25 protein-coding genes and 1 tRNA gene are annotated in these 24,043 nt (G+C 67.2%); 21 read left to right on the top strand and 5 right to left on the bottom strand.

The annotated features are described in order from the left end of the window. The first annotated feature begins 28 nt into the window (after window positions 1-28). Window positions 29-610, top strand: coding sequence for a surface-adhesin E family protein (locus ASF43_RS10075; RefSeq protein ID WP_056179879.1), 582 nt, complete (start codon window positions 29-31; stop codon window positions 608-610). 3 nt (window positions 611-613) lie between these two features. Here the strand turns inward: ASF43_RS10075 and ASF43_RS10080 are convergent, their stop codons facing one another. From ASF43_RS10080 to ASF43_RS10095, 4 genes are read right to left on the bottom strand one after another with little or no spacing between them, the layout of a single operon-like run. After that, window positions 614-1,933: an amidohydrolase gene (locus ASF43_RS10080; protein ID WP_056179882.1), complete on the bottom strand. Its 1,320-nt coding sequence runs from the start codon at window positions 1,931-1,933 to the stop codon at window positions 614-616. A gap of 10 nt (window positions 1,934-1,943) precedes the next feature. Further along, window positions 1,944-3,149, bottom strand: coding sequence for a 3-oxoadipyl-CoA thiolase (gene pcaF, locus ASF43_RS10085; RefSeq protein WP_056179885.1), 1,206 nt, complete (start codon window positions 3,147-3,149; stop codon window positions 1,944-1,946). Between the two features lie 19 nt (window positions 3,150-3,168). Further along, complete coding sequence (locus tag ASF43_RS10090; RefSeq protein ID WP_056179888.1) at window positions 3,169-3,819, bottom strand: 3-oxoacid CoA-transferase subunit B; 651 nt, start codon at window positions 3,817-3,819, stop codon at window positions 3,169-3,171. Beyond that, window positions 3,816-4,508 carry a 3-oxoacid CoA-transferase subunit A gene (locus tag ASF43_RS10095; RefSeq protein WP_056179891.1) on the bottom strand — a complete coding sequence of 231 codons (693 nt, stop codon included), beginning with the start codon at window positions 4,506-4,508 and terminating at the stop codon, window positions 3,816-3,818. Before ASF43_RS10095 ends, ASF43_RS10090 begins: the two co-directional genes overlap by 4 nt. Window positions 4,509-4,627: 119 nt before the next feature. Between ASF43_RS10095 and ASF43_RS10100 the strand changes: the two genes are divergently transcribed. Next, a complete protein-coding gene (locus ASF43_RS10100; RefSeq protein WP_056179894.1) occupies window positions 4,628-5,068 on the top strand; it encodes a DUF1841 family protein in 441 nt (146 codons plus the stop codon). 42 nt (window positions 5,069-5,110) lie between these two features. Here the strand turns inward: ASF43_RS10100 and ASF43_RS10105 are convergent, their stop codons facing one another. Further along, window positions 5,111-5,788, bottom strand: a complete 678-nt coding sequence (locus ASF43_RS10105) for a c-type cytochrome (RefSeq protein ID WP_056179897.1) — start codon at window positions 5,786-5,788, stop codon at window positions 5,111-5,113. Between the two features lie 89 nt (window positions 5,789-5,877). Here ASF43_RS10105 and ASF43_RS10110 point away from each other — a divergent pair, with 89 nt between their 5' ends. The 19 genes from ASF43_RS10110 (at window position 5,878) to ASF43_RS10190 (ending at window position 24,010) form a co-directional block, all read left to right on the top strand. Continuing rightward, window positions 5,878-6,720, top strand: a complete 843-nt coding sequence (locus ASF43_RS10110) for a MoxR family ATPase (RefSeq protein ID WP_056179900.1) — start codon at window positions 5,878-5,880, stop codon at window positions 6,718-6,720. 46 nt (window positions 6,721-6,766) lie between these two features. Next, a complete protein-coding gene (locus ASF43_RS10115) occupies window positions 6,767-7,369 on the top strand; it encodes a GNAT family N-acetyltransferase (RefSeq protein ID WP_056179904.1) in 603 nt (200 codons plus the stop codon). Between the two features lie 15 nt (window positions 7,370-7,384). Beyond that, window positions 7,385-8,578, top strand: coding sequence for a VWA domain-containing protein (locus tag ASF43_RS10120; RefSeq protein ID WP_056179907.1), 1,194 nt, complete (start codon window positions 7,385-7,387; stop codon window positions 8,576-8,578). A 4-nt stretch (window positions 8,579-8,582) separates the two neighbouring features. Continuing rightward, on the top strand, window positions 8,583-10,532 hold the full coding sequence (locus ASF43_RS10125; protein ID WP_056180161.1) for an autotransporter assembly complex family protein: 1,950 nt from the start codon (window positions 8,583-8,585) through the stop codon (window positions 10,530-10,532). Continuing rightward, a complete protein-coding gene (locus ASF43_RS10130; RefSeq protein WP_056179910.1) occupies window positions 10,529-14,641 on the top strand; it encodes a translocation/assembly module TamB domain-containing protein in 4,113 nt (1,370 codons plus the stop codon). Before ASF43_RS10125 ends, ASF43_RS10130 begins: the two co-directional genes overlap by 4 nt. Window positions 14,642-14,675: 34 nt before the next feature. Then, window positions 14,676-14,750 (top strand) — tRNA-Arg (locus ASF43_RS10135). Window positions 14,751-14,925: 175 nt separating this feature from the next. Beyond that, window positions 14,926-16,113: an integrase arm-type DNA-binding domain-containing protein gene (locus ASF43_RS10140; RefSeq protein WP_056179913.1), complete on the top strand. Its 1,188-nt coding sequence runs from the start codon at window positions 14,926-14,928 to the stop codon at window positions 16,111-16,113. A gap of 168 nt (window positions 16,114-16,281) precedes the next feature. Further along, entirely contained in the window at window positions 16,282-16,689 is a 408-nt protein-coding gene (locus ASF43_RS30615; protein WP_156373258.1) for a hypothetical protein, read from the top strand. Between the two features lie 256 nt (window positions 16,690-16,945). Next, window positions 16,946-17,143 carry an AlpA family transcriptional regulator gene (locus tag ASF43_RS10145; RefSeq protein WP_056179915.1) on the top strand — a complete coding sequence of 66 codons (198 nt, stop codon included), beginning with the start codon at window positions 16,946-16,948 and terminating at the stop codon, window positions 17,141-17,143. A 12-nt stretch (window positions 17,144-17,155) separates the two neighbouring features. After that, entirely contained in the window at window positions 17,156-17,371 is a 216-nt protein-coding gene (locus ASF43_RS10150) for a hypothetical protein (protein ID WP_056179917.1), read from the top strand. Then, a complete protein-coding gene (locus ASF43_RS29785) occupies window positions 17,371-19,428 on the top strand; it encodes an AAA family ATPase (RefSeq protein ID WP_082497763.1) in 2,058 nt (685 codons plus the stop codon). Before ASF43_RS10150 ends, ASF43_RS29785 begins: the two co-directional genes overlap by 1 nt. After that, window positions 19,425-19,757 (top strand): hypothetical protein, encoded by a 333-nt coding sequence (locus tag ASF43_RS10160; protein WP_056179920.1) that lies wholly within the window; start codon window positions 19,425-19,427, stop codon window positions 19,755-19,757. The genes ASF43_RS29785 and ASF43_RS10160 overlap by 4 nt, the downstream gene beginning before the upstream one ends. After that, window positions 19,754-20,206 (top strand): hypothetical protein, encoded by a 453-nt coding sequence (locus ASF43_RS10165; protein WP_056179923.1) that lies wholly within the window; start codon window positions 19,754-19,756, stop codon window positions 20,204-20,206. The genes ASF43_RS10160 and ASF43_RS10165 overlap by 4 nt, the downstream gene beginning before the upstream one ends. A 71-nt stretch (window positions 20,207-20,277) precedes the next feature. Next, window positions 20,278-21,333 (top strand): phage major capsid protein, encoded by a 1,056-nt coding sequence (locus ASF43_RS10170; protein ID WP_056179926.1) that lies wholly within the window; start codon window positions 20,278-20,280, stop codon window positions 21,331-21,333. 8 nt (window positions 21,334-21,341) lie between these two features. Continuing rightward, a complete protein-coding gene (locus tag ASF43_RS10175) occupies window positions 21,342-22,475 on the top strand; it encodes a hypothetical protein (RefSeq protein ID WP_056179929.1) in 1,134 nt (377 codons plus the stop codon). Between the two features lies 1 nt (window position 22,476). Beyond that, window positions 22,477-22,653 (top strand): hypothetical protein, encoded by a 177-nt coding sequence (locus ASF43_RS30620; RefSeq protein ID WP_156373259.1) that lies wholly within the window; start codon window positions 22,477-22,479, stop codon window positions 22,651-22,653. Between the two features lie 138 nt (window positions 22,654-22,791). Next, window positions 22,792-23,403, top strand: a complete 612-nt coding sequence (locus ASF43_RS10180; protein WP_162241797.1) for an HK97 family phage prohead protease — start codon at window positions 22,792-22,794, stop codon at window positions 23,401-23,403. Then, window positions 23,400-23,660: a hypothetical protein gene (locus ASF43_RS10185; protein WP_056179937.1), complete on the top strand. Its 261-nt coding sequence runs from the start codon at window positions 23,400-23,402 to the stop codon at window positions 23,658-23,660. Before ASF43_RS10180 ends, ASF43_RS10185 begins: the two co-directional genes overlap by 4 nt. Beyond that, on the top strand, window positions 23,657-24,010 hold the full coding sequence (locus ASF43_RS10190) for a hypothetical protein (RefSeq protein WP_056179941.1): 354 nt from the start codon (window positions 23,657-23,659) through the stop codon (window positions 24,008-24,010). Before ASF43_RS10185 ends, ASF43_RS10190 begins: the two co-directional genes overlap by 4 nt. Window positions 24,011-24,043: the final 33 nt, after the last annotated feature.

Here is a 24,043-nt window from a genome sequence, read left to right on the forward strand (position 1 = left end):
CGCCGCAGGCGCCGATAACCCGAAGACGATGCGCACCCTGTTGATCCCTTGCCTGGCCGGCCTCTCGCTGGCTGCCGCCTGCCAAGGCGCCGCCGCGGCCGAATGGACCCTGCTGCCCCACCCCGCCTCCAGCGGCTACACGCTCTACACCGACCCGGCAGCCGGCCAGCCCAGGCACAACAAGTACGTGGGCTATGTGTTGGGCAATGCCATGCAGGCCTGGTTTGTGACGGACTACGCCACGCCGCACCGCTGGACGATCTTCCAGGTGCTGTCGAGCAAGGAGCTGCTGGAGTTCGACTGCAAGCGCGGCAGCGTGCGCATGCTGGTGCGGCGCTATTACGACAGCCCGATGGCGCAGGGCCGCATCGTCGCCAGCGAGCCCGAAGCCACGGGCTTCACACGCGTGGTGCCGGGCGACCCGGAGGAGACGATGTTCCAGTCGGCCTGCGCGCGCATGCAGGCGCTGCACCATCCGCCGACCGCCCCGCCGCCCGCCGCCACGCCGGTTGCGCAGGCGCCCGTGATGGCCCCGCTGGATGTGCCGGCGGCGCAGGGTGTGGTCGTGCAGCCGGTCGAGATGCCGGCCGCCGCCCCCGCACAGCCCTGAGCGCTACTTCAGCGCCAGCGCGGTCAGCACCGCCACGCTCATGGCCTGCACGCCGGTCTTGATGGAGGGCTCGGGCGCAGGCGCGAAGAACGGCGAATGGTTGAAGGCCAACGGCTTGCCGCCCGGCTTCATCGCAGCCGCCACGTCCTCGGGCGCGGACACGCCGACGAAGAACATCATGCCGGGCACGCCCGCGTTCAGGAACTCAGAGAAGTCCTCGCTGGCCGTGATCGGCGGGACCTGCACCACCTGCGCACCGCCCATCACGGCCTGGATGGCGGCCGTGGTGCGGTTCACCACCGCAGCGTCGTTGACGATGGCTGCGCCGCCCGGCACCAGCGCCACATCGGGCTCCGGCGCGCCGCCCATCATGGCCGCGGCCTGCGCCGTGCGGCGGATGCCGGCCAGCAGCTTCTCGCGCACCTCGGGCTTGTAGGAGCGGATAGTGCCGCGCAGCACCACCTGGTCCGGAATGATGTTGCCCACCGTGCCGCCCTGGATCGCGCCGACCGTCACCACGCCGAACTCGGCCGGGTCCTTCTCGCGGCTGACCACGGTCTGCACGTCGGTGATGAAGCGCGCGGCGATCGTGATGGGGTCGATGGTCTTGTCGGGCGCCGAGCCGTGGCCGCCGCGGCCCTTGAAGGTGATCTCCAGCCCGTCCGAGTTCGAACTCGTCGGCCCGGCGCGCACGCCGACGAAGCCATAGGGCGAAGGAGAAGTGTGCAGCGCGAAGGCCTGGTCGGGCTTGCCGAACCGCTTGAACAGGCCGTCGTCCAGCATGGACTTGGCACCGGTCACGGTCTCCTCGGCCGGCTGGGCGACGAACATCAGCGTGCCCTTCCACTGGTCCTTCAGCGCCAGCAGCGTGCGCGCCGTGCCGACCCAGCTGGCCATGTGGATGTCATGCCCGCAGCTGTGCGCGACGAAGGTCTCGCGGCCCGCGTACTGGGTCTTGGCCTTGCTTGCATAGGGTAGGCCGGTCTTCTCTTCCATGGGCAGCGCGTCGAGCTCGGTGCGCACCATCACGGTGGGGCCGGCGCCGTTCTTGTAGATCGCCACGATGCCGGTCTTGCCGATCTTCTCGGTCACCTCGAAGCCCAGCTTGCGCATCTCCTCGGCCAGCCTGGCGGCCGTGCGCACTTCCTGGTAGGCCATCTCCGGGTTGGCGTGCAGATCCTTGTACAAGGCGTCCAGCGACGCATACATGCCATTGACGAGCGGCGGCACCTGGGCGTGCAGCGCGGGCGCCTGGGCCGAGGCGCTGGCGGCGATGGCCAGCAGTGCGGCCGCCACGAGAAGGCGGATGGATGTGTGTGTCATGGTGAGGTCCTCAGACGCGTTCGAGCACCACGGCGATGCCCTGCCCCACGCCGATGCACATGGTGCACAGCGCGTAGCGGCCACCGCCATTGTGCAGCTGGTTCACGGCCGTGGTGGCCAGCCGCGCGCCGCTGGCGCCCAGCGGATGGCCCAGCGCGATGGCGCCGCCGTTGGGGTTCACGCGCGGGTCGTCGTCCGCAAGGCCCAGCGCGCGCAGCACCGCGAGGCCTTGCGCGGCGAAGGCTTCGTTGAGTTCGATCACGTCGAGCTGGTCCAGCGTGAGGCCGGTCAGCGCCAGCACCTTCTGCGTGGCCGGCGCCGGGCCGATGCCCATCACGCGCGGCGCCACGCCGGCCGTCGCCATGCCGACCACGCGCGCCTTGGGCGTGAGCCCGTGGGCGGCGGCGGTTTTCTCGTCGGCCAGCAGCAGCGCGCAGGCGCCGTCGTTCACGCCGCTGGCGTTGCCGGCCGTCACGCTGCCGTCCGGCCGCACCACGCCCTTGAGCTTGGAAAGCGTCTCCAGGCTGGTCTCGCGCGGGTGCTCGTCCTTGTTCACCACGACGGCATCGCCTTTCTTCTGCGGAATCATCACGGGCGTGAGCTCGGCGTCGAAGAAGCCGGACTTCTGCGCGGCCACGGCTTTCAGCTGGCTGGCCAGCGCCATGCGGTCCTGCGCGGCGCGCTCGATCTTGTGCTCCACGGCCACGTTCTCGGCCGTCTCGGGCATGGAGTCCACGCCGTACAGCTCTTTCATGCGCTTGTTGATGAAGCGCCAGCCGATGGTGGTGTCGTAGACCGCGTTGGCGCGGCTGTAGGCGCTCTCGGCCTTCGGCATCACGAAGGGCGCGCGGCTCATGCTCTCCACACCGCCCGCGATCATCAGCGTGGCCTCGCCGGCCTTGATCGCGCGCGCCGCGCTGCCCACCGCATCCAGGCCCGAGCCGCACAGCCGGTTCAGCGTGCCGCCCGGTACCTCGATCGGCAGCCCGGCCAGCAGCGCGGCCATGCGCGCCACGTTGCGGTTGTCCTCGCCGGCCTGGTTGGCGCAGCCGTACAGCACATCGGTCACGGCCTGCCAGTCCACCTTGGGGTTGCGCGCCATCAGCGCCTTGATGGGGATCGCGCCCAGGTCGTCGGTGCGCACGCTGGCGAGCGCGCCGCCGTAGCGGCCGAAGGGCGTGCGGATGGCGTCGCAGATGAAGGCTTGGGTGCTCACGGGGTCTCCTTGCAGGGGTTCAGGCAGACAGGCGCCGGATGGGCAGGCCCACCAGGCGTTCGAGTTCTTCATGGGCCAGGCCCTCGACCGCGTCGACGAGTTCCAGGCCCTGCGGCGTGCAGGCGAAGGTGGCCAGGTCGGTGTAGATGCGCTTGACGCAGGCGATGCCGGTCAGCGGGTAGCTGCAGCGCTCCACGATCTTGCTCGCGCCCTGCTTGGTCAGCAGGTCCATCATGACCCAGGTCTGCCGCGCGCCGATGGCCAGGTCCATGGCGCCGCCCACGGCCGGAATCGCGCCGGGTTCGCCCGTGCTCCAGTTCGCCAGGTCGCCCGTGGCGCTGACCTGGAACGCGCCCAGCACGCAGATGTCCAGGTGGCCGCCGCGCATCATGGCGAAGCTGTCGGCATGGTGGAAGTAGGCGCCGCCGGGCAGCAGCGTGACGGGCTGCTTGCCGGCGTTGATGAGGTCGTAGTCTTCCTCGCCCTCGGCCGGCGCCGGGCCCATGCCCAGGATGCCGTTCTCGCTGTGCAGGATCACCTCGCGCCCGGCGGGCAGGTGGTTGGCCACGGCGGTCGGCTGGCCGATGCCCAGGTTCACGATGGCGCCGTCGAAGATGTCCTGCGCCACACGCGCGGCCAATTCGTTCTTGCTGCGTCGCTGGTAGTTCATCGTGCACCTCCGGCCTGCGTGGCCACGCGCGGGATTTTGACGATGTGCTGCACGAAGATGCCGGGCGTGACCACGGTCTCCGGGTCCAGCGCGCCGAGTTCGACGATCTCGTGCACCGTGGCCACGGTGGTCGTCGCGGCCATGGCCATCACGGGGCCGAAATTGCGTGCGGCCTTGCGATAGGTGAGATTGCCCCAGCGGTCGCCGCGCTCCGCGCGGATCAGCGCCACATCGCCATGGATCGGCATCTCCAGCACATAGGGCTTGCCGTTGATCACACGCGTCTCCTTGCCCTCGGCCAGCTCGGTGCCATAGCCCGTGGGTGAGAAGAAGGCGCCGATGCCGGCGCCGGCCGCGCGGATGCGCTCGGCCAGGTTGCCCTGGGGCACCAGTTCCAGCTCGACCTGGCCGCTGCGGTACAGGCCGTCGAACACCTGGCTGTCGGCCTGGCGCGGAAAGCTGCAGATCACCTTGCGCACGCGGCCGGCCTTCAGCAGCGCGGCCAGGCCGGCTTCGCCGTTGCCGGCGTTGTTGTTGACGATGGTGAGGTCGCGCGCGCCCTGCGCGATCAGGCCGTCGATGAGCTCGCCCGGAATGCCGGCCGTGCCGAAGCCGCCGATCAGCACGGTGGCGCCGTCGCGCACGTCGGCCAGGGCGTCGGCAATCGACGCAGAGATTTTGTCGATCATGGTTCTTTGGTTGGAGGTGGACCCCGTTGGTACCACGGAACGCGGCAATCCCCTCTAGGAAATGCCCCCGGCGCAGCGGGCCGTTACAGCGGCGCGAGGGGCCGTGCTAGGCTTGCACGATGTTCAATCCGTCGCAAGCCGACGTGCGCCGATTCTTCTGCGGCGCACATGCCAAAGCCCTCGCCGGCCAGCCCATGGAGGCCATCGAGACACTGGCCAGCCAGTGGATCGCCGAGCACCCCGAGTACCACGCCGACCTGGCCGATGTCGAGGCAGCGCTGGTGCGCGTCTACGACGGCCAGGACGGCACGCAGAACCCGTTCCTGCACCTGTCCATGCACTTGTCGATCAGCGAGCAATGCTCGATCGACCAGCCGCGCGGGATCCGCCAGGCCGTTGAATTGCTGGAGCGCCGGCGCCAGTCCCTGCACGACGCGCACCACGAGGTGATGGAGTGCCTGGGCAAGATGATGTGGGAGGCCCAGCGCGCCGGGCGGCCGCCGGACGGGCAGGCCTACATCGATTGCGTGCAGCGGCGCGCCACGCAGGACCGGACATAACAAAGCCCGCACGCGGCGGGCTTGGTCGGGAGCGGATCACGCTCAACGGAAGCGGCTCTCCGGCACGGTCTTCAAATCGCCGTCCAGGCTTTGCAGGTAGCTGGCGATCGCCTTCAATTCCGCATTCGAGAACTGCTTGGCGATCGGGCCCATCACGCCGTTGGCGCGGCCGACCAGGCCTGTCGTGCCCTCGACCTTGTACGACTTGAGCGCGACGAACAGGTAGTCCGCATGCTGGCCGGCGATCTTGGGGTAGCTTGGGTCGATGGGCTTGGCGAAGTTGACGCCGTGGCATGACACGCAGGCGCCCTTTTGCAGGAGCGCGGCCACCATTTCGTTGGGCTGCTTGGACGGCTGCTCGGGCACCGTGGCGCCCTGCACCGCGCCGTCTGCCGCGTAGTAGGCCGCGACATCGGCGATGTCCTGATCGGTCAGCGACTCGGCAATGCCGCGCATGGAAGGGTGCTTGCGTGCGCCGGTCTTGTACGCGTTGAGCGCGGAGCTGATGTAGGCCGCGCCCTGGCCCGAGATCTTCGGCACCTTGTGCACTTCGGGGAACGCGGTCTGGTAGCCGGCGATGCCGTGGCAGCCGATGCACATGTCGACCTTGGCGTGTCCTGCCTTGGCATTGCCCTTGACCTCCTGGGCCATCGCACCAGTGGAAAAGGCCGTCACCGACGCGACAGCAAACGCAAACACCGTGGTCATTAAGTTATTCATTTTGCGCGCACAATCTCAAGGAAATCAGGCCGGAACCAGCCTTCGAGTATATCCGGCGCATGCTCAAAACCCCCCTTCCAGCACACTCCATGAAATTCCAAGGCTCCAACAACTACGTTGCCACACAGGACCTGATGCTCGCGGTGAACGCGGCCGCGACGTTGAAGCGTCCGCTGCTGGTCAAGGGCGAGCCCGGCACCGGCAAGACGATGCTGGCCGAAGAGGTTGCAGCCGCCCTGGAACTGCCACTGCTGCAGTGGCACATCAAGTCCACGACCAAGGCGCAGCAGGGCCTGTATGAATATGACGCCGTGAGCCGGCTGCGCGATTCGCAACTGGGCGACGAGAAGGTCAAGGACATCCATAACTACATCGTCAAAGGGGTGCTGTGGCAGGCCTTCACGGCCGACGCACCCGTGGCGCTGTTGATCGACGAGATCGACAAGGCCGACATCGAGTTCCCGAACGACCTGCTGCGCGAACTCGACCGCATGGAGTTCTACTGCTACGAGACGCGCGAACTGATCCGCGCCAAGCACCGGCCGCTGGTGTTCATCACGTCCAACAACGAGAAGGAACTGCCCGACGCCTTTCTGCGCCGCTGCTTCTTCCACTACATCAAGTTCCCCGACGCGGCGACGATGCAGCTGATCGTGGACGTGCACTTCCCCGGCCTCAAGAAGGAGCTCCTGACGGCGGCCATGAAGACGTTCTACGATGTGCGCAACCTGCCCGGCCTGAAGAAGAAGCCCTCGACTTCCGAGCTGCTGGACTGGCTCAAGCTGCTGGTGGCCGAGGACATCTCGGCCGAAGCCCTGCAGAGCAAGGACGACAAGGTCGCCGTGCCACCGCTCGTTGGCGCCTTGCTCAAGAACGAGCAGGACGTGACGCTGTTCGAGAAGCTGGTGTTCATGCAGCGCCACAACCGCTGAAGGTCTTCACGCCCATTGCACCATCATTACCAGCAGGAGAGTTGCCGTGGCCCGCTTCATCGACTCCGTGACCCTGGCCGGCCGCAAGATCGCGCTGCTGGAGCCCATGCGGCTCGAACACGCGGACGAACTGCTGGAGGCCGCGCGCGACGGTGAGCTCTGGGAGCTCTGGTACACGAGCGTCGGCGGCGGGGCCGGCATCACCGACTACGTGGAGTCCGCCCTCAGGATGCGCGACGAGCACGGCGCACTGCCGTTCACCGTGCGCCGCCAGGAAGACGGCAAGGTCGTCGGCTCCACGCGCTTTTTCAACGTGGACGAGAAGAACCGGCGCCTGGAGATCGGCCACACCTGGTACAGCCAGAGCATGCAGCGCACGGCGCTGAACACCGAGTGCAAGCTGGTGCTGCTCGAGCATGCGTTCGAGAAGCTCAACTGCATCGCGGTGGAGTTCCGCACCCACTGGTTCAACTTCGACAGCCGCGCCGCCATCGCCCGGCTGGGCGCTAAGCAGGACGGCGTGCTGCGCAACCACCAGATCATGCCGAACGGCACGCTGCGCGACACCGTCGTGTTCAGCATCATCCAGAGCGAATGGCCCACCGTGAAGGCCCACCTGCGCTGGCAGCTCAAGAAGCCCCGCGCCTGAACCGAGGACGCCACCATGCTGATCGACTTCTTCTACACCTTGCGTTCGGCCAAGCTGCCGGTGTCGGTCAAGGAATACCTGATGCTGCTGGACGCCATCAAGCAGGGCGTGGTGGGCCCGGCCAGCGAGGATGGCGGCTATGCGATCGACGACTTCTATTACCTGAGCCGCACATCGCTGGTGAAGGACGAGAAGCACTACGACAAGTTCGACCGTGCCTTCGCCGCCTATTTCAAGGGTGTGGAGATGGTGGCCGACTTCACCAAGGACATTCCGCTGGAGTGGCTGCGCAAGAACCTGGAACTTGAACTCTCCCCCGAAGAGAAGGCCAAGATCGAGAAGATGGGCTGGGACGAGCTGATGGAAACGCTGAAAAAGCGCTTCGAGGAGCAGAAAGAACGCCACGAAGGCGGCAGCAAGTGGATCGGCACCGGCGGCACCTCGCCCTTCGGCGCCAACGGCTTCAACCCGCAGGGCATCCGCATCGGCCAGGAAAAGGGGCGCAACAAGAGCGCGGTGAAGGTCTGGGACCAGCGCGCCTACAAGGACTACGACGACAGCCAGGAGCTGGGCACGCGCAACATCAAGGTGGCGCTGCGCCGGCTGCGCAAGTTCGCGCGCGAGGGCCACGAGGAAGAGCTGGACCTGGACGGCACCATCCGCTCCACCGCTGCGAACGCCGGCTGGCTGGACATCAAGATGGTGCCCGAGCGCCACAACAACGTGAAGGTGCTGCTGCTGATGGACGTGGGCGGCACCATGGACGAGCACATCGCGCGCGTCGAAGAACTGTTCTCGGCCACCAAGACCGAGTTCAAGCACATGGAGTTCTACTACTTCCACAACTGCGTGTACGACTTCATGTGGAAGAACAACCGGCGCCGCTTCTCGGAGAAGTTCCCGACCTGGGACATCATCCGCAAGTACAACAAGGACTACAAGCTCATCTTCGTCGGCGACGCGACCATGAGCCCCTACGAGATCTTGCAACCTGGCGGCAGCGTGGAATACAACAACGAGGAGCCCGGCGCCGAGTGGCTGCAGCGGCTCACGCACGCCTTTCCCAAGTTCGCCTGGATCAACCCCGAGCCGCAGGGCGTGTGGCAGTACCGGCAAAGCATCAGCGTCGTGCAGCAGCTCATGAGCAACCGCATGTACCCCTTGACTTTGAAAGGGCTCGAGGACGCAATGCGACTGCTGTCAAAATGAATTGATGTCTCCTGCGGTCGCGATGCGTGCGCCGGCCCGTTGGTCGGCGTTTTTGTTGGTGCTGGTCCTCGTGCTCCCTGGCTGCGGCTTGCTGAAGCGCTCGGACAACGACCCTGCCAAGACGCCTGACGACGGCACCCAGGTCATGAAGACCGAAGAGGCTGCCAAGGAGGCCAGCGACAAGAAGGAAGGCACCAGCGCCACTGGCCAGCGCGCGGCCTTCACCGTCGAGGTGCGCGGCCCGAATCCGGCGCGCGAATACCTCGAAACCCATCTCGACCTGCAGCGCTACCGCAAGCTCGACGACCTGGCCGTGCCCGAGCTGTCGCGCCTGATGGCGGCCGCCGAACCGAATGCGCGCGGCCTGCTCGGCACGCTGGGCTACTTCACGCCCACGCTCACGCTGGAACTGCAGGACACCCCCGGCGGGCGTGACGCAGACCATGCCATCGTGGTCACGGTCGAGCCCGGGCCGCTCACGACCGTTGGCGAGGTGCAGCTGGACTTCGATGGCGCGATCGCCAGCGACAACCCCGACGCCAGCCGCCGGCGTGCGGCCATGCAGCGCGCGTGGTCGCTCAAGAGCGGCGCGACCTTCACGCAGGCCGACTGGGACGCGGCCAAGACCAATGCCACGCGCACGCTCACGCAGCGGCGTTACCCGCTGGGCCGCATCGCCGACAGCCGCGCGCAGGTGGACGCCGACCGGAGCATCGCCGACCTGGGCGTGCGCTTCGATTCGGGCGCAGCCTACCGCTTCGGCCAGCTGCAGATCCGCGGCGCCCAGCGCTACAGCGCCGTGAACGGCGTGCGCATCGCGCAGCTGCCCACGGGCGAGGAATACGACCAGCAAAAACTGCTGGACACGCAGGCGCGCCTGGCCGCCAGCGGCTTCTACGAGTCCGTGTTCCTGACGCTGGACACCGACGGCACCGACCCGATGAACGTACCCGTCATCGCGCAGGTGCGCGAGGCGCCCTACCAGAAGCTGGTCTTCGGTGTGGGCTACACCACCGACAGCGGGCCGCGCGTCAGCATCGACCACATCCACAACAAGATCCCGCTGCTGGACTGGCGCGCCGTCTCGCGTCTGTCGCTGGACAGCAAGACGCAGTCCATCGGCACCTCGCTGAGCGGGCTGCTGGACGAGCGCAGCTGGCGCTGGTTCGGCTCCGGGCTGTTGCAACGTGAGGAGTCCGGCAGCTTCGACGTGACCAGCGCCAGCGTGCGCTACGGCCGCAGCAAGTCCACCGACCACATCGACCGCAGCTACTTCGCGCAATACGACTACGCCAAGAGCTCGGGCACCGATGCGCCGCCGCCCGCATCCACCGTCAGCGCGAACTGGGGCTGGACCGGCCGCTACTTCGACAACAACACCCGCCCGCGCCGCGGCCAGGGCCTGCAGCTCGAAGTGGGCCTGGGCACCACGCTGCTGGGCGGCTACTACCCCTACAACCGCACCGTGGCGCGCTGGCTCGGCTTCGTGCCGCTGTACCAGGTGCGCGCCGGTGACGGCCCGGACACGCAGGCCCGCCGCGCGCGGCTGCAGCTGCGCGCCGAGGGCGGCGCCGTGGTGGCGAACAACGCAGCCCAGATCCCGGCCACGCAGCTGTTCCTGACCGGCGGCGACACGACCGTGCGCGGCTTCGGCTACCGCAAGATCGGCGCGAGCTACGTCAACGACACCACCGTGGCCGGCCGCTACCTGGCCGTGGGCAGCATGGAGCTGCAGCACCCCGTGGTCTGGAACGGCGCGCTGACCGAGTTCGAGGCCGTGGCCTTCGTGGATGCCGGCGCCGTGGCCGATCGCGCCAGCGATTTCGAGAACAAGGTCGGCGCCGGTGCCGGCATGCGCTGGTACAGCCCGGTCGGCCTGGTGCAGGCCGATGTGGCCCACGGCTTCGGCGAAGGCGGCATCAGCGTGCACATCCGACTGGGCTTCACGTTTTGACGGACACCACCACCGCTCCGGCCCCAGCCCCGCCGCCGCGCAAGCGCCGCCGCCTGCTGCGCGCGCTGGGCTGGACGGGCGCCGGCCTGGCCACCGCGATGCTGGCCCTGGGCGGCACGGCCTGGTGGTGGAGCGGCACGCCGCAGTCGCTGGCGACCACGCTGGACTTCGCCTCGCGCTACCTGCCCGCGGGCCAGAGGCTGCAGACGCGCGAGGTCACAGGGTCGCTGCGCCAAGGCGGGCAATTGGGCTGGCTGCGCTGGCAGAGCCCCGACCTGACCGTGGAGGTCAACGCCGCGACGCTGCGCTGGCAATTGCGGCCCCTGCTCGACCGCCGCTTGGTGGTCGATCAGCTGCAGGCCAACAAGGTCGTGCTCACGCCCGGCCCGCCGACCGAAAAGCCGCCGGGCGAGCCGCTGCGCAGCGTGGAACTGCCGATCGACATCGAGCTGCCATTCGACGTGCGCGAGATCGTCTGGGCCGCCGCCACGCCCGTGACCGTCCACGGACTGGCCGGCCACTACCGCTACGCCGAACACACCCACGGGCTGCGGCTGGACGGCGTGGAAGTGGCCGACGGCCGCTACCAGGGCCAGCTGAGCCTGCAAGGCGCTGCGCCGATGGCGCTGACGGCAGCGCTGCGCGGCACCGTGACGGCACCGATGGCCGAGGGTGTCGCCCCGCTGGTGGTGCAGGCCGATGCCGACGTGCAGGGCACGCTGTCCGACCCCGAAGGCCGCCTGGCCGTGAAGGCCCGCGTGGCGCCCGCGGCCGGCAGCGACGACCCCATGCGCGCGAGCCTGGACGCAGAGATCGCGCCCTGGGCCACCCAGCCCGTCGTGCGCGCGCAGGGCGACTTCACGCGCATCGATGCCGCGCGGTTCTGGCCCACGGCGCCGCGCACCGATCTGTCGGGCGACGTCGTGGCTGGCCCGCTGCCCGGCGCCACACCGGCTGCGCCCGCCTGGCAGGCCCGCGTGCAGGCGCGCAACGCACTGCCCGGCCCCTGGGACCAGCGCAAGCTGCCGCTCGCCAGCGTGGACGCCACGGCCCAGCTGCAGGGCCAGGACTGGACCATCCTGCCCAGCACGCTCGCGCTGGGCCAGGGCGAGATCCAGGTGCAGGGCCGCTACAGCCCGGCGCCCGCGCCGTGGCAGATCGAAGCCAAGGTGCAGGGCGTGCGGCCCTCTCTGCTCTACACGGGCCTGGACCCGTCCCCCATCTCGGGCACGGCCACTGCCACGCAGCAGGACAGCACCATCGCTTTCGATGTGGCGTTGAAGGCCGCGCCGGCCGGGCGCCAGGCCGCAGGCGGCGCGCTGATGGCCGGCCAGCGCGTGGACGAAATTCTGGCCAAGGGCCAATGGCGCGCGCAGACCCTGGACCTGCAGAACCTGCGCATCGACGCGGGCCCCGCCCGCCTGGCCGGCCAGTTGCGCGCGCAGATCGATGCCAAGGCCGGCGCCGGCCGTCTGGACTTCAGCGCGCCCGGCGCCACCGCCCGCATCGAAGGCGACATCGCGGCCACGCGCGGCACGGCTACGGCCAACGTGGACCTGCGCGACGCGGCAGCGCTGCAACGCTGGGTCAGCGCCTTGCCGGGCCTGTCCAACCTGTTCGCCGGCGCCACGGCCGCCGGCGCGGCGCAGCTGGACCTGCGCTGGCAGGGCGGCTGGGCCACGCTGCAGCAGCAGATCGACCAGCCCTCGACACCGCTGCCCGGCCTGTCGGTGCAGATGGCCCTGAACGCTCCGCGGCTGGATCTGCAACTGCCGGCAGCGCCACCGGCCGTGGGCGCCACACCAGCCCCTGCGAACACGCCCACCCGCGTGCAGCTGCGCGGCCTCAAGGTCGACCTGGCCGGCACGCCGGCCAACGCCACGCTGGCCGTCGATGGCACCGCCACGCTGGGCACGCAGCAGCTGCAGCTCAGCACGCGCGCCAGCGGCGGCATCGCGGGCCGCGACCAGTGGCGTCTGGCCCTGGCCAGCTTGCGCGCCACGGCCACGCTGCCCGACCCGGCCAAGCCCAATCCCGACACCTGGAGCCTGCAACTCGATTCGCCGCTGTCGGCCACGGTGCGCAAGACGCCGGCGCCGGGCTGGCGCGTCGAGGCCACCGGCGCCAGCGCGTCGGTCACCGGCCCCGTGCCCGGTACCGTGCGCCTGCAGTGGCAGCCCCTGCTGTTCGTACAGACGGCGGGCAGCACACCGGATGCACCCGCGCGCTACCAGGTGCGCAGCAGCGGCCGGCTGCTGGGCCTGCCCATGGCCTGGGCGCAGGCCATGGCCGCGCAGGGCACCGCGGATCCACGCGCCGGCATCACGGGCGACCTGGTGTTCGACGGCGATTGGGACATCGACGCCATGGACAGCCTGCGCGCCACGGTCAAGCTCGCGCGGCGCAGTGGCGACATCCAGGTGCGCGCAGGCGGCGCTGCGCAGATCCGGCGCATCCAGACCACGGGCACCGGCACCGCGAGCGAGACCCGCATCGACGGCGGCAAGCCGGCCGACGCACCGGCCACGCCGGCCGGCATCCGGCGTGCCGAGCTGGTCGTGAGCGCCGAAGGCGAAGCCCTGCGTGCGCAGCTGAACTGGGACAGCGCGCGCGCCGGCCAGGCGAGTGCCGATCTGCGCACCCGGCTCGTTCAGCAGGGCAACGCCTACAGCTGGCCCGATGACGCGCCGCTGTCGGGCCGTCTCGTGGCCAGCGTGCCCAACATCGGCGTGTGGTCCATGTTCGCGCCGCCGGCCTGGCGCATCGACGGCACGCTGGCGGCCGATGCCACGCTCGCCGGCAACCGCAGCGCGCCGCAGTGGAGCGGCCTGCTCTCGGCCGACGGGCTGGAGCTGCGCGCGGCCGTCGAAGGCATCGAGCTGCGCGATGGCCGCCTGCGCGCCAACCTGCGCGGCAACCGGCTTGTCGTGGACGAGTTCTCGCTCAAGGGCGGCAGCGCCAGCCGCGCGCGCATCGCCGGCCCCAGCGGCAACCTCAGCACCGTCAGCAGCGAAGCCGCACGCGACGGTGGCGAGCTGCGCATCACGGGCGACGTCAGCTGGGACCAGGCCTCGGCCGAGCGCTCGGGCATCCGCATGGCGCTGGCGGCGCAGTTGCGCACGCTGCGCGTGCTGGTGCGCAGCGACCGCCAGGTCACGCTGTCGGGCCAGGTGCAGGCCAACCTGGACGACGGCCAGTTCAGGCTGCGCGGCGCGCTGACCACCGACCGCGGCGTCATCATCCTGCCCGACGAGACCGCCCCCACGCTGGGCACGGACGTGACGATCCGCTCGGCCGCCATCGACAAGGAGGCCGCGGCCCGGCAGGCGCGCGAGAAGGCCAGTGCCGACAAGGCCGCCGCCCAGGCGGCCAAGGCTACGCCGAGCAAGCCGCCCGACGTCGCCATCAGCGTCGACATGGGCGAGGACTTCGCCGTGCAGGGCCACGGGCTGACCACGCGGCTGGGCGGGCAGATCGAGGTCACGGCCAACGCCCGCTCCGGCGGCCAGCCGCGCATCACGGGCGAGATCCGCACCGTGCAGGGCCGCTACCGCGCCTATGGCCAGCAGCTGGACGTGGAATCGGGCCTGGCCCGTTTCAACGGCCCTTACGACAACCCCTCGCTCGACATCCTGGCGATCCGCCCGAACCTGGAGCAGAAGGCGGGCGTGCGCGTCACGGGCTCCGCACAGTCGCCACGCGTGGCGCTGTATTCATCGCCGCAGCTGACCGATGCCGAAACCCTGTCGTGGATGCTGCTGGGCCGCTCCACGGCCGGCGGCGGCGCCGAGGCTGCCGTGATGCAGCAGGCCGCGCTGGCGCTACTGGGCGGATTCGGCCCCAAGGGCGGTGGCGGCAATTTTGCGAGCCGCTTCGGCCTGGACGAGATCGGCTTCAAAGGCCCGGCCAGCGGCGAAAGCGCCAGCAGTTCGGCCCTGACGCTGGGCAAGCGCCTGACCGACCAGGTCTACGTGACTTATGAAGCGAGCCTGGCCGGCAGCCTGGGCACGCTCTACATCTTCTACGACCTGACGCGCAACTTGGCACTGCGCGGACAGGCCGGGCTCAAGAGCGGCGTGGACCTGATCTACACCCTGAGCTACGACTGAATGGGGCCCGGCACGGCCCCTACAATGCCGCGCTCTCCTCGTAGTTCAATGGATAGAACGAGTGCCTCCTAAGCGCTAGATACAGGTTCGATTCCTGTCGAGGGGACCAAGTATGGGTCCAGGTATATCCACAGACGGCTAATGTTTTGGTTTTCTCGTTGGAAATCAATAATCTGCATGTCCAAGGTCGTCTAACACCATCCAACCAGATACCGTACAATTTTCGGTATCTCCTACGGTACGCCGGCCAGTACTGCAGTGGAGATACCGTAAATGAGGGCGCTATGGGTCTGGTTGATACCTTTGTCCGGCAGGTCAAACATAGGGGCGCTCCTGCGGGCGAAAAGTACGCCGATGGAGGCGGCCTGTACCTGCATGTCAAGGCGGCCGGCAAGTACTGGCGCATGGACTACGCCTTCCTGGGCAAACGCAAGACCTTGGCCATTGGCGTCTACCCTGCCGTCTCCCTGCTGAAGGCCCGCCAGCGCCGGGACAAGGCCAAGGAACAACTGGCCGACGGCATCGACCCGAGCGCTGCCAAGAAGCAGGAGCGCAAGGCCGCCGTCGATGCTGCAACCAGCACCTTCGAGGTGATCGCGCGGGCCTGGCATAAGACAAACAAGGCCGAGCGCGGCAAGGTCACGCAGGCCAAGGTGCTGACCTGGCTGGAAAAAGATGTGTTCCCAACACTTGGCGCGATGCCGATCAAGGCCATCTCGCCCCAGGACGTGCTTCAGGTCGCCCGTCGCATGGAGGCCCGCGGCGTTCAGGAGAGCGCGCACCGGATCAGCCGGATCTGCGGCCACGTGTTTCGGTACGCCGTCGGCGAGGGCCTGGCTGACCGTGACGTCACGGCCGACTTGAGCGGCAACCTTGCGCCGGTCAGGAAGGGCCACTTCGCTGCGATCACCAAGCCCGAGCTGGTCGGCCCCCTGCTCCGCGCCATCGAGGTCTACGGCGGCCACATCTTCGCCGCGTCGGCGTTAAGACTGGCGCCGATGTTGTTCGTCCGGCCCGGCGAACTCAGGGCGGCCGAGTGGACAGAAATGGATCTCGACGCGGGCATCTGGGAGATACCGGCCGAGCGCATGAAGATGAAACAGGCGCATGTCGTGCCGCTGGCGACCCAGGCCGTTGCGATCCTTCGCAGGCTGCACCCGGTCACCGGCGAGGGCCGCTTTGTCTTCCCCAGCATCAGGACCGGCGAACGGCCCATGAGCGAGAACACGATAAACGCGGCGCTGCGTTCGCTGGGGTACGACAGCACAGTGATGACCGGTCATGGCTTCCGGGCGATGGCCAGGACCATCATGGACGAGGTGCTCGGCGAGCGCGTCGACCTGATCGAGCACCAGCTGGCCCACACCGTGAAGGACGCTAACGGGCGGGCCTACAACCGCACGGCTCATCTTGCAGCGCGGCGAGAAATGATGCAGCGGTGGGCCGACTACCTCGAAAAGCTGCGGGCGTGACCAGAACACCGGCATCAACTCGATCTGCGACAGCAGCGGCGGGTCACATTCGCCCACTACTACAAGATCAAAGTGCGCGACCGGCAGATGTTCAGCAACCCGCCGTGCAGATCTTCGAGAACAACTTCGACTACATCCGCGACGACTTCAAGATCACTAAGGACTAGGTTGCGTAAATCGTCTTTTGACTTAGTTGACCTATCCAGCGAGACGCCCGCGCGCGCTTCGCTCGAAGATGCTGCCTTTCAGTTGCTGTGTCAGTATGCGCGCATGTTTTCCTCAGAAAACAACGACTTACGACGGTCTGGAGAGGAGAAGCTGAAGGAGATAGCGGCAATCTGGGCAGAGAGAAAAGGCGCTAGCCTGATCGGTCTGATGTTGAAGGAGAAGCAGAAGGAAGTGTTCGAAAGCAAGAACAACGACTACTTTCAGTTCCTCAATACCCAGCGAGGAGTTACCAATACAAAAAAGTTGGCAACGCTTTTGCAAAAACGCTTTGAAATCAACAGCTTCCGGAGCTGTGAGGATGTTGTGAGAGCGTGGAAGAAGAATTTACGTTCAGCGGGCGGCCCGTAAATCCGCCGCGCGCCAGCTCAAATTGCCAATGTGGCATCCCATATCATTTGGGCACCGTTGGACGACTTAAGGCCACATGTGGCTGCTTCCAAAGGCGAACGGGCCAGCAACTTCCACATCGCTGACCCGTCCTTGAACACCAGGCCAAAGCCTAGAGCCCACTCCGTCAAGAGGACTCTGAGTATGCCAGCGTAGCCCGCACCTGGGTGTAACTGGTCGGTTCTGGTGGTTTTTTCACTTACCGAAAAGGCAAGTTATGACCACTGCGACCCCCTCCCCCGTCACTGAAGACGCCATCCTGCGCGAGCCCAAGGTGCTCATGCGCTTCCCCGTCTCGCGCGCCGCCTGGTGGGCTGGCGTGAAGGACGGACGCTACCCAGCACCTGTGAAGCTGGGCCCGCGCAGCACCGGATGGCGCAAATCCGACATCGATAAGTTGATCGCTAGCCTGTAAGAGGTGGCGCTCATGAATAAGACCGGTCACGACGCGGTCAGCTCGACCGCACCCGCCGACAAGGATTTCCGCACGCTCCAGGCGCAATTCGCGCTCAAGGGCCACCAGCTGCACCGCACCGAGGGCGCCAAGCCTGAACTGTTCTGTACCCGCTGGCGCTTGGTCAAGCACTTGGACGACCTGGACCACGCCCGCCGCTTCCTGGAACAGATCGGCGGTGGCCAGTGATGGACGCGTTGACCCAATTCCGCGACGCAATGGTCGCGCGCGATCTGATCCCGCCCGACCGCATCGACGCCGACGGGCAGCTGCACCGCTGCGACGTGAAGGGCAAGCACGGCAAGAACGACGGCGCCTATGTCCTGCACCTGGACGGGATCCCCTGCGGCGGCTTCCAGAACCACAAGGACGGCCTGGACTGGCAGAAGTGGCGCGCCGATGTCGGCCGCGCACTGACCGTCGAAGAACAGGCCGCCGAGCGCGAACGCATCGCAGCCATCCAGTCCCAGCGCGAGCGGGATGACGAGGGCCGCCGCCTGGCTGCATCCATCGAAGCATCCGGTCTGGTTGCCAAGTCCAAGGCCGGGGCGCCTGAGCACCCCTACATCATCAAGAAGGGCATCAAGTCGCACGGCCTGCGCATCGTCGGCGCCAATCTGATCGTCCCCGCCAAAGACGTGAACGGCAAGCTGCACACCGTGCAGCGCATCGGGCCGGATGGCAGCAAGCTGTTCCTTTCCGGTGGCCGCAAAACCGGCTGCATGTTCCTCATGGGGCGGATCTCTGACATCGTCATCGTAGTAGAGGGTTTCGCCACCGGCGCTACCGTCCGCGAGGCCACCGGGCATCCCGTCGCCGTGGCTTTCGATGCCGGCAACTTGACGCCGGTCGCTCTGGCGCTGCACGACAAGTACCCGGAGGCGCAGATCGTGATCGGTGCTGATGATGACGCCGGGACCGATGGCAACCCGGGCACCGCCAAGGCCCTGGAGGCCGCGGAGCGGGTGGGCGGCAAGGTGGTGTTGCCCAACTTCCGCGAGGACCGTCCGGCCGGCGCCAGTGACTTCAATGACCTGCACCTACTCCACGGCCTTGATGCCGTGCGGGCCTGTTTCGAAACCGTCGCAACGCCTGCGCAGCACAGCGTGATCTTGACGTGCGGCGCCGATCTGGTGCCGACTGCGGTCAGGTGGATGTGGCCCAACTGGTTGGCGCTTGGAAAGCTGCACATCCTGGCGGGGTCTCCCGGTCAGGGCAAGACAACGCTGGCAGTGACGATGGCTGCCACCGTGACCATCGGGGGCCAATGGCCCGACGGGTCCAGGTGCGATGCAGGCAACATCCTGATCTGGAGCGGCGAAGACGACGCGGCAGACACCTTGTTGCCGCGGCTCATGGCTGCTGGCGGCGACAAGCGGCGATGCTTTTTCATCACCGGCGCCAAGAGGGATGGCGAGGTCGTCCCATTTGACCCGGCGCGCGACCTGGGGCAGCTGCAAGCAGCAATCCAGCGGATTGGTGGCATCCGCCTCCTGGTGGTGGACCCGGTAGTCAGCGCGGTCGCTGGCGACAGCCACAAGAACACCGAGGTCCGCCGTGCACTACAGCCGCTGGTCGACCTGGCAGCAAGCTGCGACTGTGCGGTACTGGGCATCACGCACTTTGCCAAGGGCGGGCAAGGCACTGATCCTGCGCAGCGCGTCGTCGGCTCAGTGGCGTTCGCCGCTGTTGCCCGTGTCGTGCTGGTGGCGGCCAAGGTACAGGGCGAGGAAGGCAAGGACACGCGCATCCTGGCGCGCAGCAAATCCAACATCGGCCCGGACGATGGTGGCTTTGAGTACCACCTTGAACAGACCGAACCACTGCCGGGCATCCATGCATCGCGCATCGCTTGGGGCAAGGCCGTCGAGGGCAGTGCGCGCGAGCTGCTGACCGACGTTGCAGACGAGGAAAGCCAGGCTGATGACCACAACGACGCAGCCGACATGCTGCGCGCCGAGTTGTCGGCGGAGGTGTGGACCAATTCAAACGACGCGGCCAAGACGCTGAAGGACGCCGGCTTCAGCAAGAAGCAGATTTGGCAGGCAGGCAAGAAGCTGCACATCCTGCGCCAAAAAGGGACTGCGGGACCGCACGATGCCTGGTACTGGCGCCTGCCCAACTATCCCGGCAAGGCGTTCGTGAACGGCCTGGAAGTCCAAGATTCCGCCCAAGGTTCCCAAGGTTCCACGTTCCGAGACGGGGAATCTTCGGAATCTTGGGAATCTTCGGAGGTGCGTGTATGACCGCCGACCGTGTCTGTAAGCTGGTGTTCGATGCCGGCATGACCATGCACGCCGATGGCGCCGAGCTCGTCCTGAAACCTGCTGCGAAGTTGACGGCCGAGCTGCGCGCCCTGCTGGTCAAGCACAAAGCCGACCTGCTCGACTTCATCCGCCAAGCTGACATGCTGACCGCGGAGACGCTGGCCCGCGCCATGGCCGTTTGCGACCGGCACGACGACAGCGACCAGGCCCGCGAGGACATGCGGCGGGAAGTGATCGAGACGCCGGCCCACTTGAAGGCTGATCTGCTGGAGCACTTCAGGCAGGCCTACCCTGGGCCAGGAGCGTGAGCGACGACTACGACTCCGGCCTGGTGCCCGGGCGCAATCCTTTCCTCGATCTGGTGGCCGACCCTGACCGCCTGAGCCACCGGGAAAGGGTCGATGTCGTGCGTCGCCTGGCCGGCCGCCTGCAGGCCGCTGCAGACCGCGAAACCGTGTGGTTCGGGCGCCGGCTCACGGCCTGGCTGTCCGGCCCGGCTGACGGCGATCTGACCGCGGCGCTGGGCCTGCGTCCACCACCAGGCAGCCACCTCACGGCGCCGGCCATCCTGTCGCAGGAGAAGCGGGACATTGCGCTGCTGGAACTGAGCATTGCAGCGGGCAGTTACCGGGCCGCGCTGCGCCTGCTGAAGAGCGGCGAGGTGTCGCCCGAGTGGGCCGACCTGGCCAACGACCCGCCACGCTCCGCAGCCGCTTTTACCCGCGCGCTCAAGCGTGTTTCGCCTCCTAACGGCTGAACAGTACGTTTTGACAGAGTCGATGAGGATGCAGGCAACTCACCAATTGAGGCGCCTGCCTCCTGCATCAGATGATCGAAGGCAATCAAGAACAACGCGGCCTGCTGGCACTTCGCGTGCTGCGCGCCCGGGCTGTTGGCCACGGCGACCCGGTGGCCGCCATGAGCTTCGCCCAGGCCAAGAGCCACTGGTCAGGGCATCAAAAAATCCTGCACTACATGACCGGCAAAGCGGCGGTCGCGCCGGTCAACTCTCTGAACGCGCCGTTGATCAGCGAAGTCGGCTCCGACTTGCTGCTCGCGCTCAGGCCGATCACAGTGCTCGGCAAGCTCGGCGTCCGTCGCTTACCTTTGCGGACCAGGCTGCTGACCGGCTCACACGGCGCCGTCGCAAACTGGATGGCCGAAAGTCGGCCCATCCCCCTTACGCTCGGCTCGTTCTCGGCGCTTTCGCTCGATGGCCGGAAGATCGCGGCGCTGATGGTCGCCAGCAATGATCTGTTGCGCTCCGACCTGGTGGACGTGGAACAAAGCCTGCTCGATGACCTGCTGGCAGCCTGCCGTCAGGTTCTGGACATGGCATTTCTCGATCCGCAAAACAGCGGCATCGTCGACGAGCGGCCGGCCAGCATCACGCATCCGTCCAGCGGCGGCGTCCTGATCAGCTCGACCGGCACGAGCGTCGGCGCGTTGGACGCCGACCTCAAGTCCGCCATTGCTGCCTTGCTGGCGGCTGGCTCTGACCTGTCGCGCGCCACTTGGGTGATGAGCCAATCCCTGCACTCCAAGCTGAGCCTAGTCCGCGGATCTGGCGGCGTGACCATCTATCCCGGCTTGAGCCAACGCGGCGGCCTGCTGGCCGGCCTGCCGTGGATCGCATCGCAGAGCGCACCGACCAACATCATCAGCTTGATCGATCCGCAACACGTTGGCGTGTCGGAAGAAGAGCCCTACCTGTCCACGGCCAAACAGGGCGCAATCGACATGAGCTCGGCGCCTGGCGAACCATCGATGACCACGCCCGTGTCGTTGTTCCAAAGCGAATCAACCGCGCTCAAGGCCGTGCTCAATGTGGACTTTGTGGCACGTCGCCCGAGCGCTGCGACCGTCACGGGAGTGGGCTTGTGACCGCGCCGATGGACCAAGCCGTCAAACGCCTGACCGACGTCGTCGCCGCTACCCGCCAGCGCCTCGCGCAGGTCAAGGCGCCCGGCAGCACCCTGCACACGCTCGGACTGTTCATCATCGATTCGGCTGATCTGCTCAGCACCGCGAAGGGCTTGTTCGATCTCTGCGGCCAGGTCGACGAGACGTCAGCGCTGGATGTGACTAAGGCCGGCCTGTTCGCGATGGACATGCCAACGTCCATCGCACAGCTGAGCCTGGCAACGCGATTGGCTCAGCGCTGCCGTGATGACCTGGCGAAAGCCGAGACCCGCAGCATCGAGGAAACCCGCGCGGCAGAGGGGCCCTACCTGCGATCTGTCGAGCACGTCATCGAAGTGGCTGAAAACCTGTTCCGCTGCACCAAGGTCGCAGCAGTCCAGGCCGCGGCTGCGAGCAAGCCCAAGCCCACGCCGCCCGCCCCGCCCAAAGTAGATCCGCAAGCCCTGGCGAGGGCGGTGGCCGAACAGATGATGGCCACCGTGAAGGGCACTATCGATGCCGCCCTGAGCGCGCACACCGAGGCCGAGCGCAACGAGGTGCAGCGGCTGGTCAGCGACAAACTGGGGGATCTGAAAGACAGCCTGCGCACCCGCGAGGACATGCGAGAACTCAAGGCGCTGCAGGCTGCGGGCGAACTGGACCGCCGCTTCGCCGGCATGGGCAAGACCATCAACACGATGGTGGACCGTCGCATCCAGCAGAGCCAAAGCCAATTGGTAAAGGACGCCGACCGGCTGGCCAAGATGCAGGCGCGTCAGGTGCGCAAAGACCTGCTCGACCGACTGGAGGAGATCGAGGCATCCGAGCACGCCATGGGCGAGATGCCGCGCCACGAATGGGACGGCACCAAGATCCGCTTTGAGCAAGAGCCCGGCGTCTTTGGTCCATGGGTGGATCTGGAAGGCCCGGCAGGTCGCAACGGCCTGAACGGCGGCGGTGGTGGCGTCCCAAAGAACCTGGTGCTCGACGGCGGTGGAGCATTCGACGAGCACACCACCATCAACGGCGGCACCGCCAGCAGCATCAATCAGTTCGCGCTGGGCGGCGGCGGCGCGAACACCAAATACAGCACGCGGGTCTTCAACGGTGGCCGCGCGTTCTGACGTGGTCGACCCGACCGACTTCTCTGCCGTCCGGCCGCTCACGCTGCAAGCGTGGATGGTCATCCGCGAGGCGCACGACCTGCCTGTTCTGGAGGCCGTGCGCAAGATGCTTGAGGACGTAGAAGCCGGGCACGTGGCGGCCCTAGATCGGCAGTTCGGTGGCCTCGAACTTCATTGAAATCAAGCCCGCGTTTGGGCCTTCGAGAGCCGGCCCGTGCCGGTGGTTAGGAGTGGACCGCCCGCGATGGGGCACACCACAGCCCACGCGAGCACTGGTATCGGTGGTGGGCACCCTCATTCAAGAAAGCGAAACATGATGAATCGGGCTTACTCCGTCGTCGAGGTCAAGCGCATGTCCGAGCAGTCGGATACTGTGACCATCGAAGGCATTGCCAGCACACCGACGGTCGACAAGGCCGGCGACGTCGTCATCCCCACGGGTGCGAAGTTCTCCTTGCCGATGCCGCTGCTCCTTTCCCACAAGCACGACATGCCGGTGGGCAAAGTGGTCTACGCATGCCCCACGGCGCGCGGCATTCCCTTTACCGCCCGGCTGCCGCGCATCAAGTCGCCCGGCGTGCTCAAGTCCCGAGTGGATGAGGCCATCGACAGCCTGCAGTCCGGCTTGATCGCCGCATGCTCGGTCGGGTTCACCGCCATCAGCAGCAGAACCAAGCGCCTCCCCGGTGGTGGCACCGAGTACAGCGAATGGTCCTGGCACGAGCTGAGCCTGTGCACCGTTCCCATGAACAGCGAGGCCGTCATCACATCCGTCAAGGCGATGGGACCAGCAAGCACCGCGGCCCACCTGTCGCCCGAACTGATCCATCAGATCAAGCTGGCCAACTTCCGCGCCTCGCGGGTCGGTGTGCCGCTGGTGGGCTTGGCACCTCGCACGGGTGTGAAGCTGCTGGATGCCCGGCGATGATCAAGCCAACACAAGCCCAGTGGAATCAGCGCATCGACGATGCTCAGGATCACACCCACGACACCATCGGCGGCGTTCGGTACGCGCGCATCGCCTACGGCATGGACTACCCCGATGGCAAGGCCAAGTGCAGGGACTGCGCTGTTGAGCATGGACAGTTGCATGTCGTGGGCTGCTGCGTCGAGCGCTGCCCACGTTGCAAGGAACAAGCCATCGGATGCGGTTGCGATGAGGCCGGCGAGTACCGGCTCCAATGAGGCTGCGCGCCCTCAAGTCCACGCTGCGCACGGTCGGCCCAACCGTCCGCACGCTGGGCGACTCGTGGCGGACGTCGGGCATGACCACCGGCCAGCGCGGCTACAACTACCGATGGCAGCAGGCCCGCGCGCGCCACCTGCGCAACAACCCGCTGTGCACGATGTGCGAGGCCGCTGGGCGCGTGGAACTGGCTACCGTCGTCGATCACCACATCCCCCATCGCGGCGACCAAGAGCTGTTCTGGCGCGAGAGCAACTGGCGGAGCTTATGCGTCACGCACCATTCCAGCGACAAGCAGCGCCAGGAGCGCGAGGACGCTAGGCATGGCATCGGCCCGATCGCACCGTGATTGCGTCGCCTGCGTCGTTCTGGTGGGCCGCAG

Origin of the sequence: Pseudorhodoferax sp. Leaf267, assembly GCF_001422405.1 — a bacterium.
Taxonomy (GTDB): Bacteria; Pseudomonadota; Gammaproteobacteria; order Burkholderiales; family Burkholderiaceae_C; genus Pseudorhodoferax.

Bases quoted from the DNA above. Each gene is read 5' to 3' on its own strand.
- ASF43_RS10150 (WP_056179917.1), top strand. From the start codon at position 17,156: ATGAATAAGACCGGTCACGACGCGGTCAGCTCGACCGCACCCGCCGAC.
- ASF43_RS10090 (WP_056179888.1), bottom strand. From the start codon at position 3,819: ATGAACTACCAGCGACGCAGCAAGAACGAATTGGCCGCGCGTGTGGCG.
- ASF43_RS10120 (WP_056179907.1), top strand. From the start codon at position 7,385: ATGCTGATCGACTTCTTCTACACCTTGCGTTCGGCCAAGCTGCCGGTG.
- ASF43_RS10185 (WP_056179937.1), top strand. From the start codon at position 23,400: ATGATCAAGCCAACACAAGCCCAGTGGAATCAGCGCATCGACGATGCT.
- ASF43_RS10105 (WP_056179897.1), bottom strand. From the start codon at position 5,788: ATGAATAACTTAATGACCACGGTGTTTGCGTTTGCTGTCGCGTCGGTG.
- ASF43_RS10140 (WP_056179913.1), top strand. From the start codon at position 14,926: ATGGGTCTGGTTGATACCTTTGTCCGGCAGGTCAAACATAGGGGCGCT.
- ASF43_RS10160 (WP_056179920.1), top strand. From the start codon at position 19,425: ATGACCGCCGACCGTGTCTGTAAGCTGGTGTTCGATGCCGGCATGACC.
- ASF43_RS10110 (WP_056179900.1), top strand. From the start codon at position 5,878: ATGAAATTCCAAGGCTCCAACAACTACGTTGCCACACAGGACCTGATG.
- ASF43_RS10080 (WP_056179882.1), bottom strand. From the start codon at position 1,933: ATGACACACACATCCATCCGCCTTCTCGTGGCGGCCGCACTGCTGGCC.
- ASF43_RS10125 (WP_056180161.1), top strand. From the start codon at position 8,583: ATGTCTCCTGCGGTCGCGATGCGTGCGCCGGCCCGTTGGTCGGCGTTT.
- ASF43_RS10175 (WP_056179929.1), top strand. From the start codon at position 21,342: ATGGACCAAGCCGTCAAACGCCTGACCGACGTCGTCGCCGCTACCCGC.
- ASF43_RS10075 (WP_056179879.1), top strand. From the start codon at position 29: ATGCGCACCCTGTTGATCCCTTGCCTGGCCGGCCTCTCGCTGGCTGCC.
- ASF43_RS10170 (WP_056179926.1), top strand. From the start codon at position 20,278: ATGATCGAAGGCAATCAAGAACAACGCGGCCTGCTGGCACTTCGCGTG.
- ASF43_RS10190 (WP_056179941.1), top strand. From the start codon at position 23,657: ATGAGGCTGCGCGCCCTCAAGTCCACGCTGCGCACGGTCGGCCCAACC.
- ASF43_RS10145 (WP_056179915.1), top strand. From the start codon at position 16,946: ATGACCACTGCGACCCCCTCCCCCGTCACTGAAGACGCCATCCTGCGC.
- ASF43_RS10100 (WP_056179894.1), top strand. From the start codon at position 4,628: ATGTTCAATCCGTCGCAAGCCGACGTGCGCCGATTCTTCTGCGGCGCA.
- ASF43_RS29785 (WP_082497763.1), top strand. From the start codon at position 17,371: ATGGACGCGTTGACCCAATTCCGCGACGCAATGGTCGCGCGCGATCTG.
- ASF43_RS10095 (WP_056179891.1), bottom strand. From the start codon at position 4,508: ATGATCGACAAAATCTCTGCGTCGATTGCCGACGCCCTGGCCGACGTG.
- ASF43_RS10180 (WP_162241797.1), top strand. From the start codon at position 22,792: ATGAATCGGGCTTACTCCGTCGTCGAGGTCAAGCGCATGTCCGAGCAG.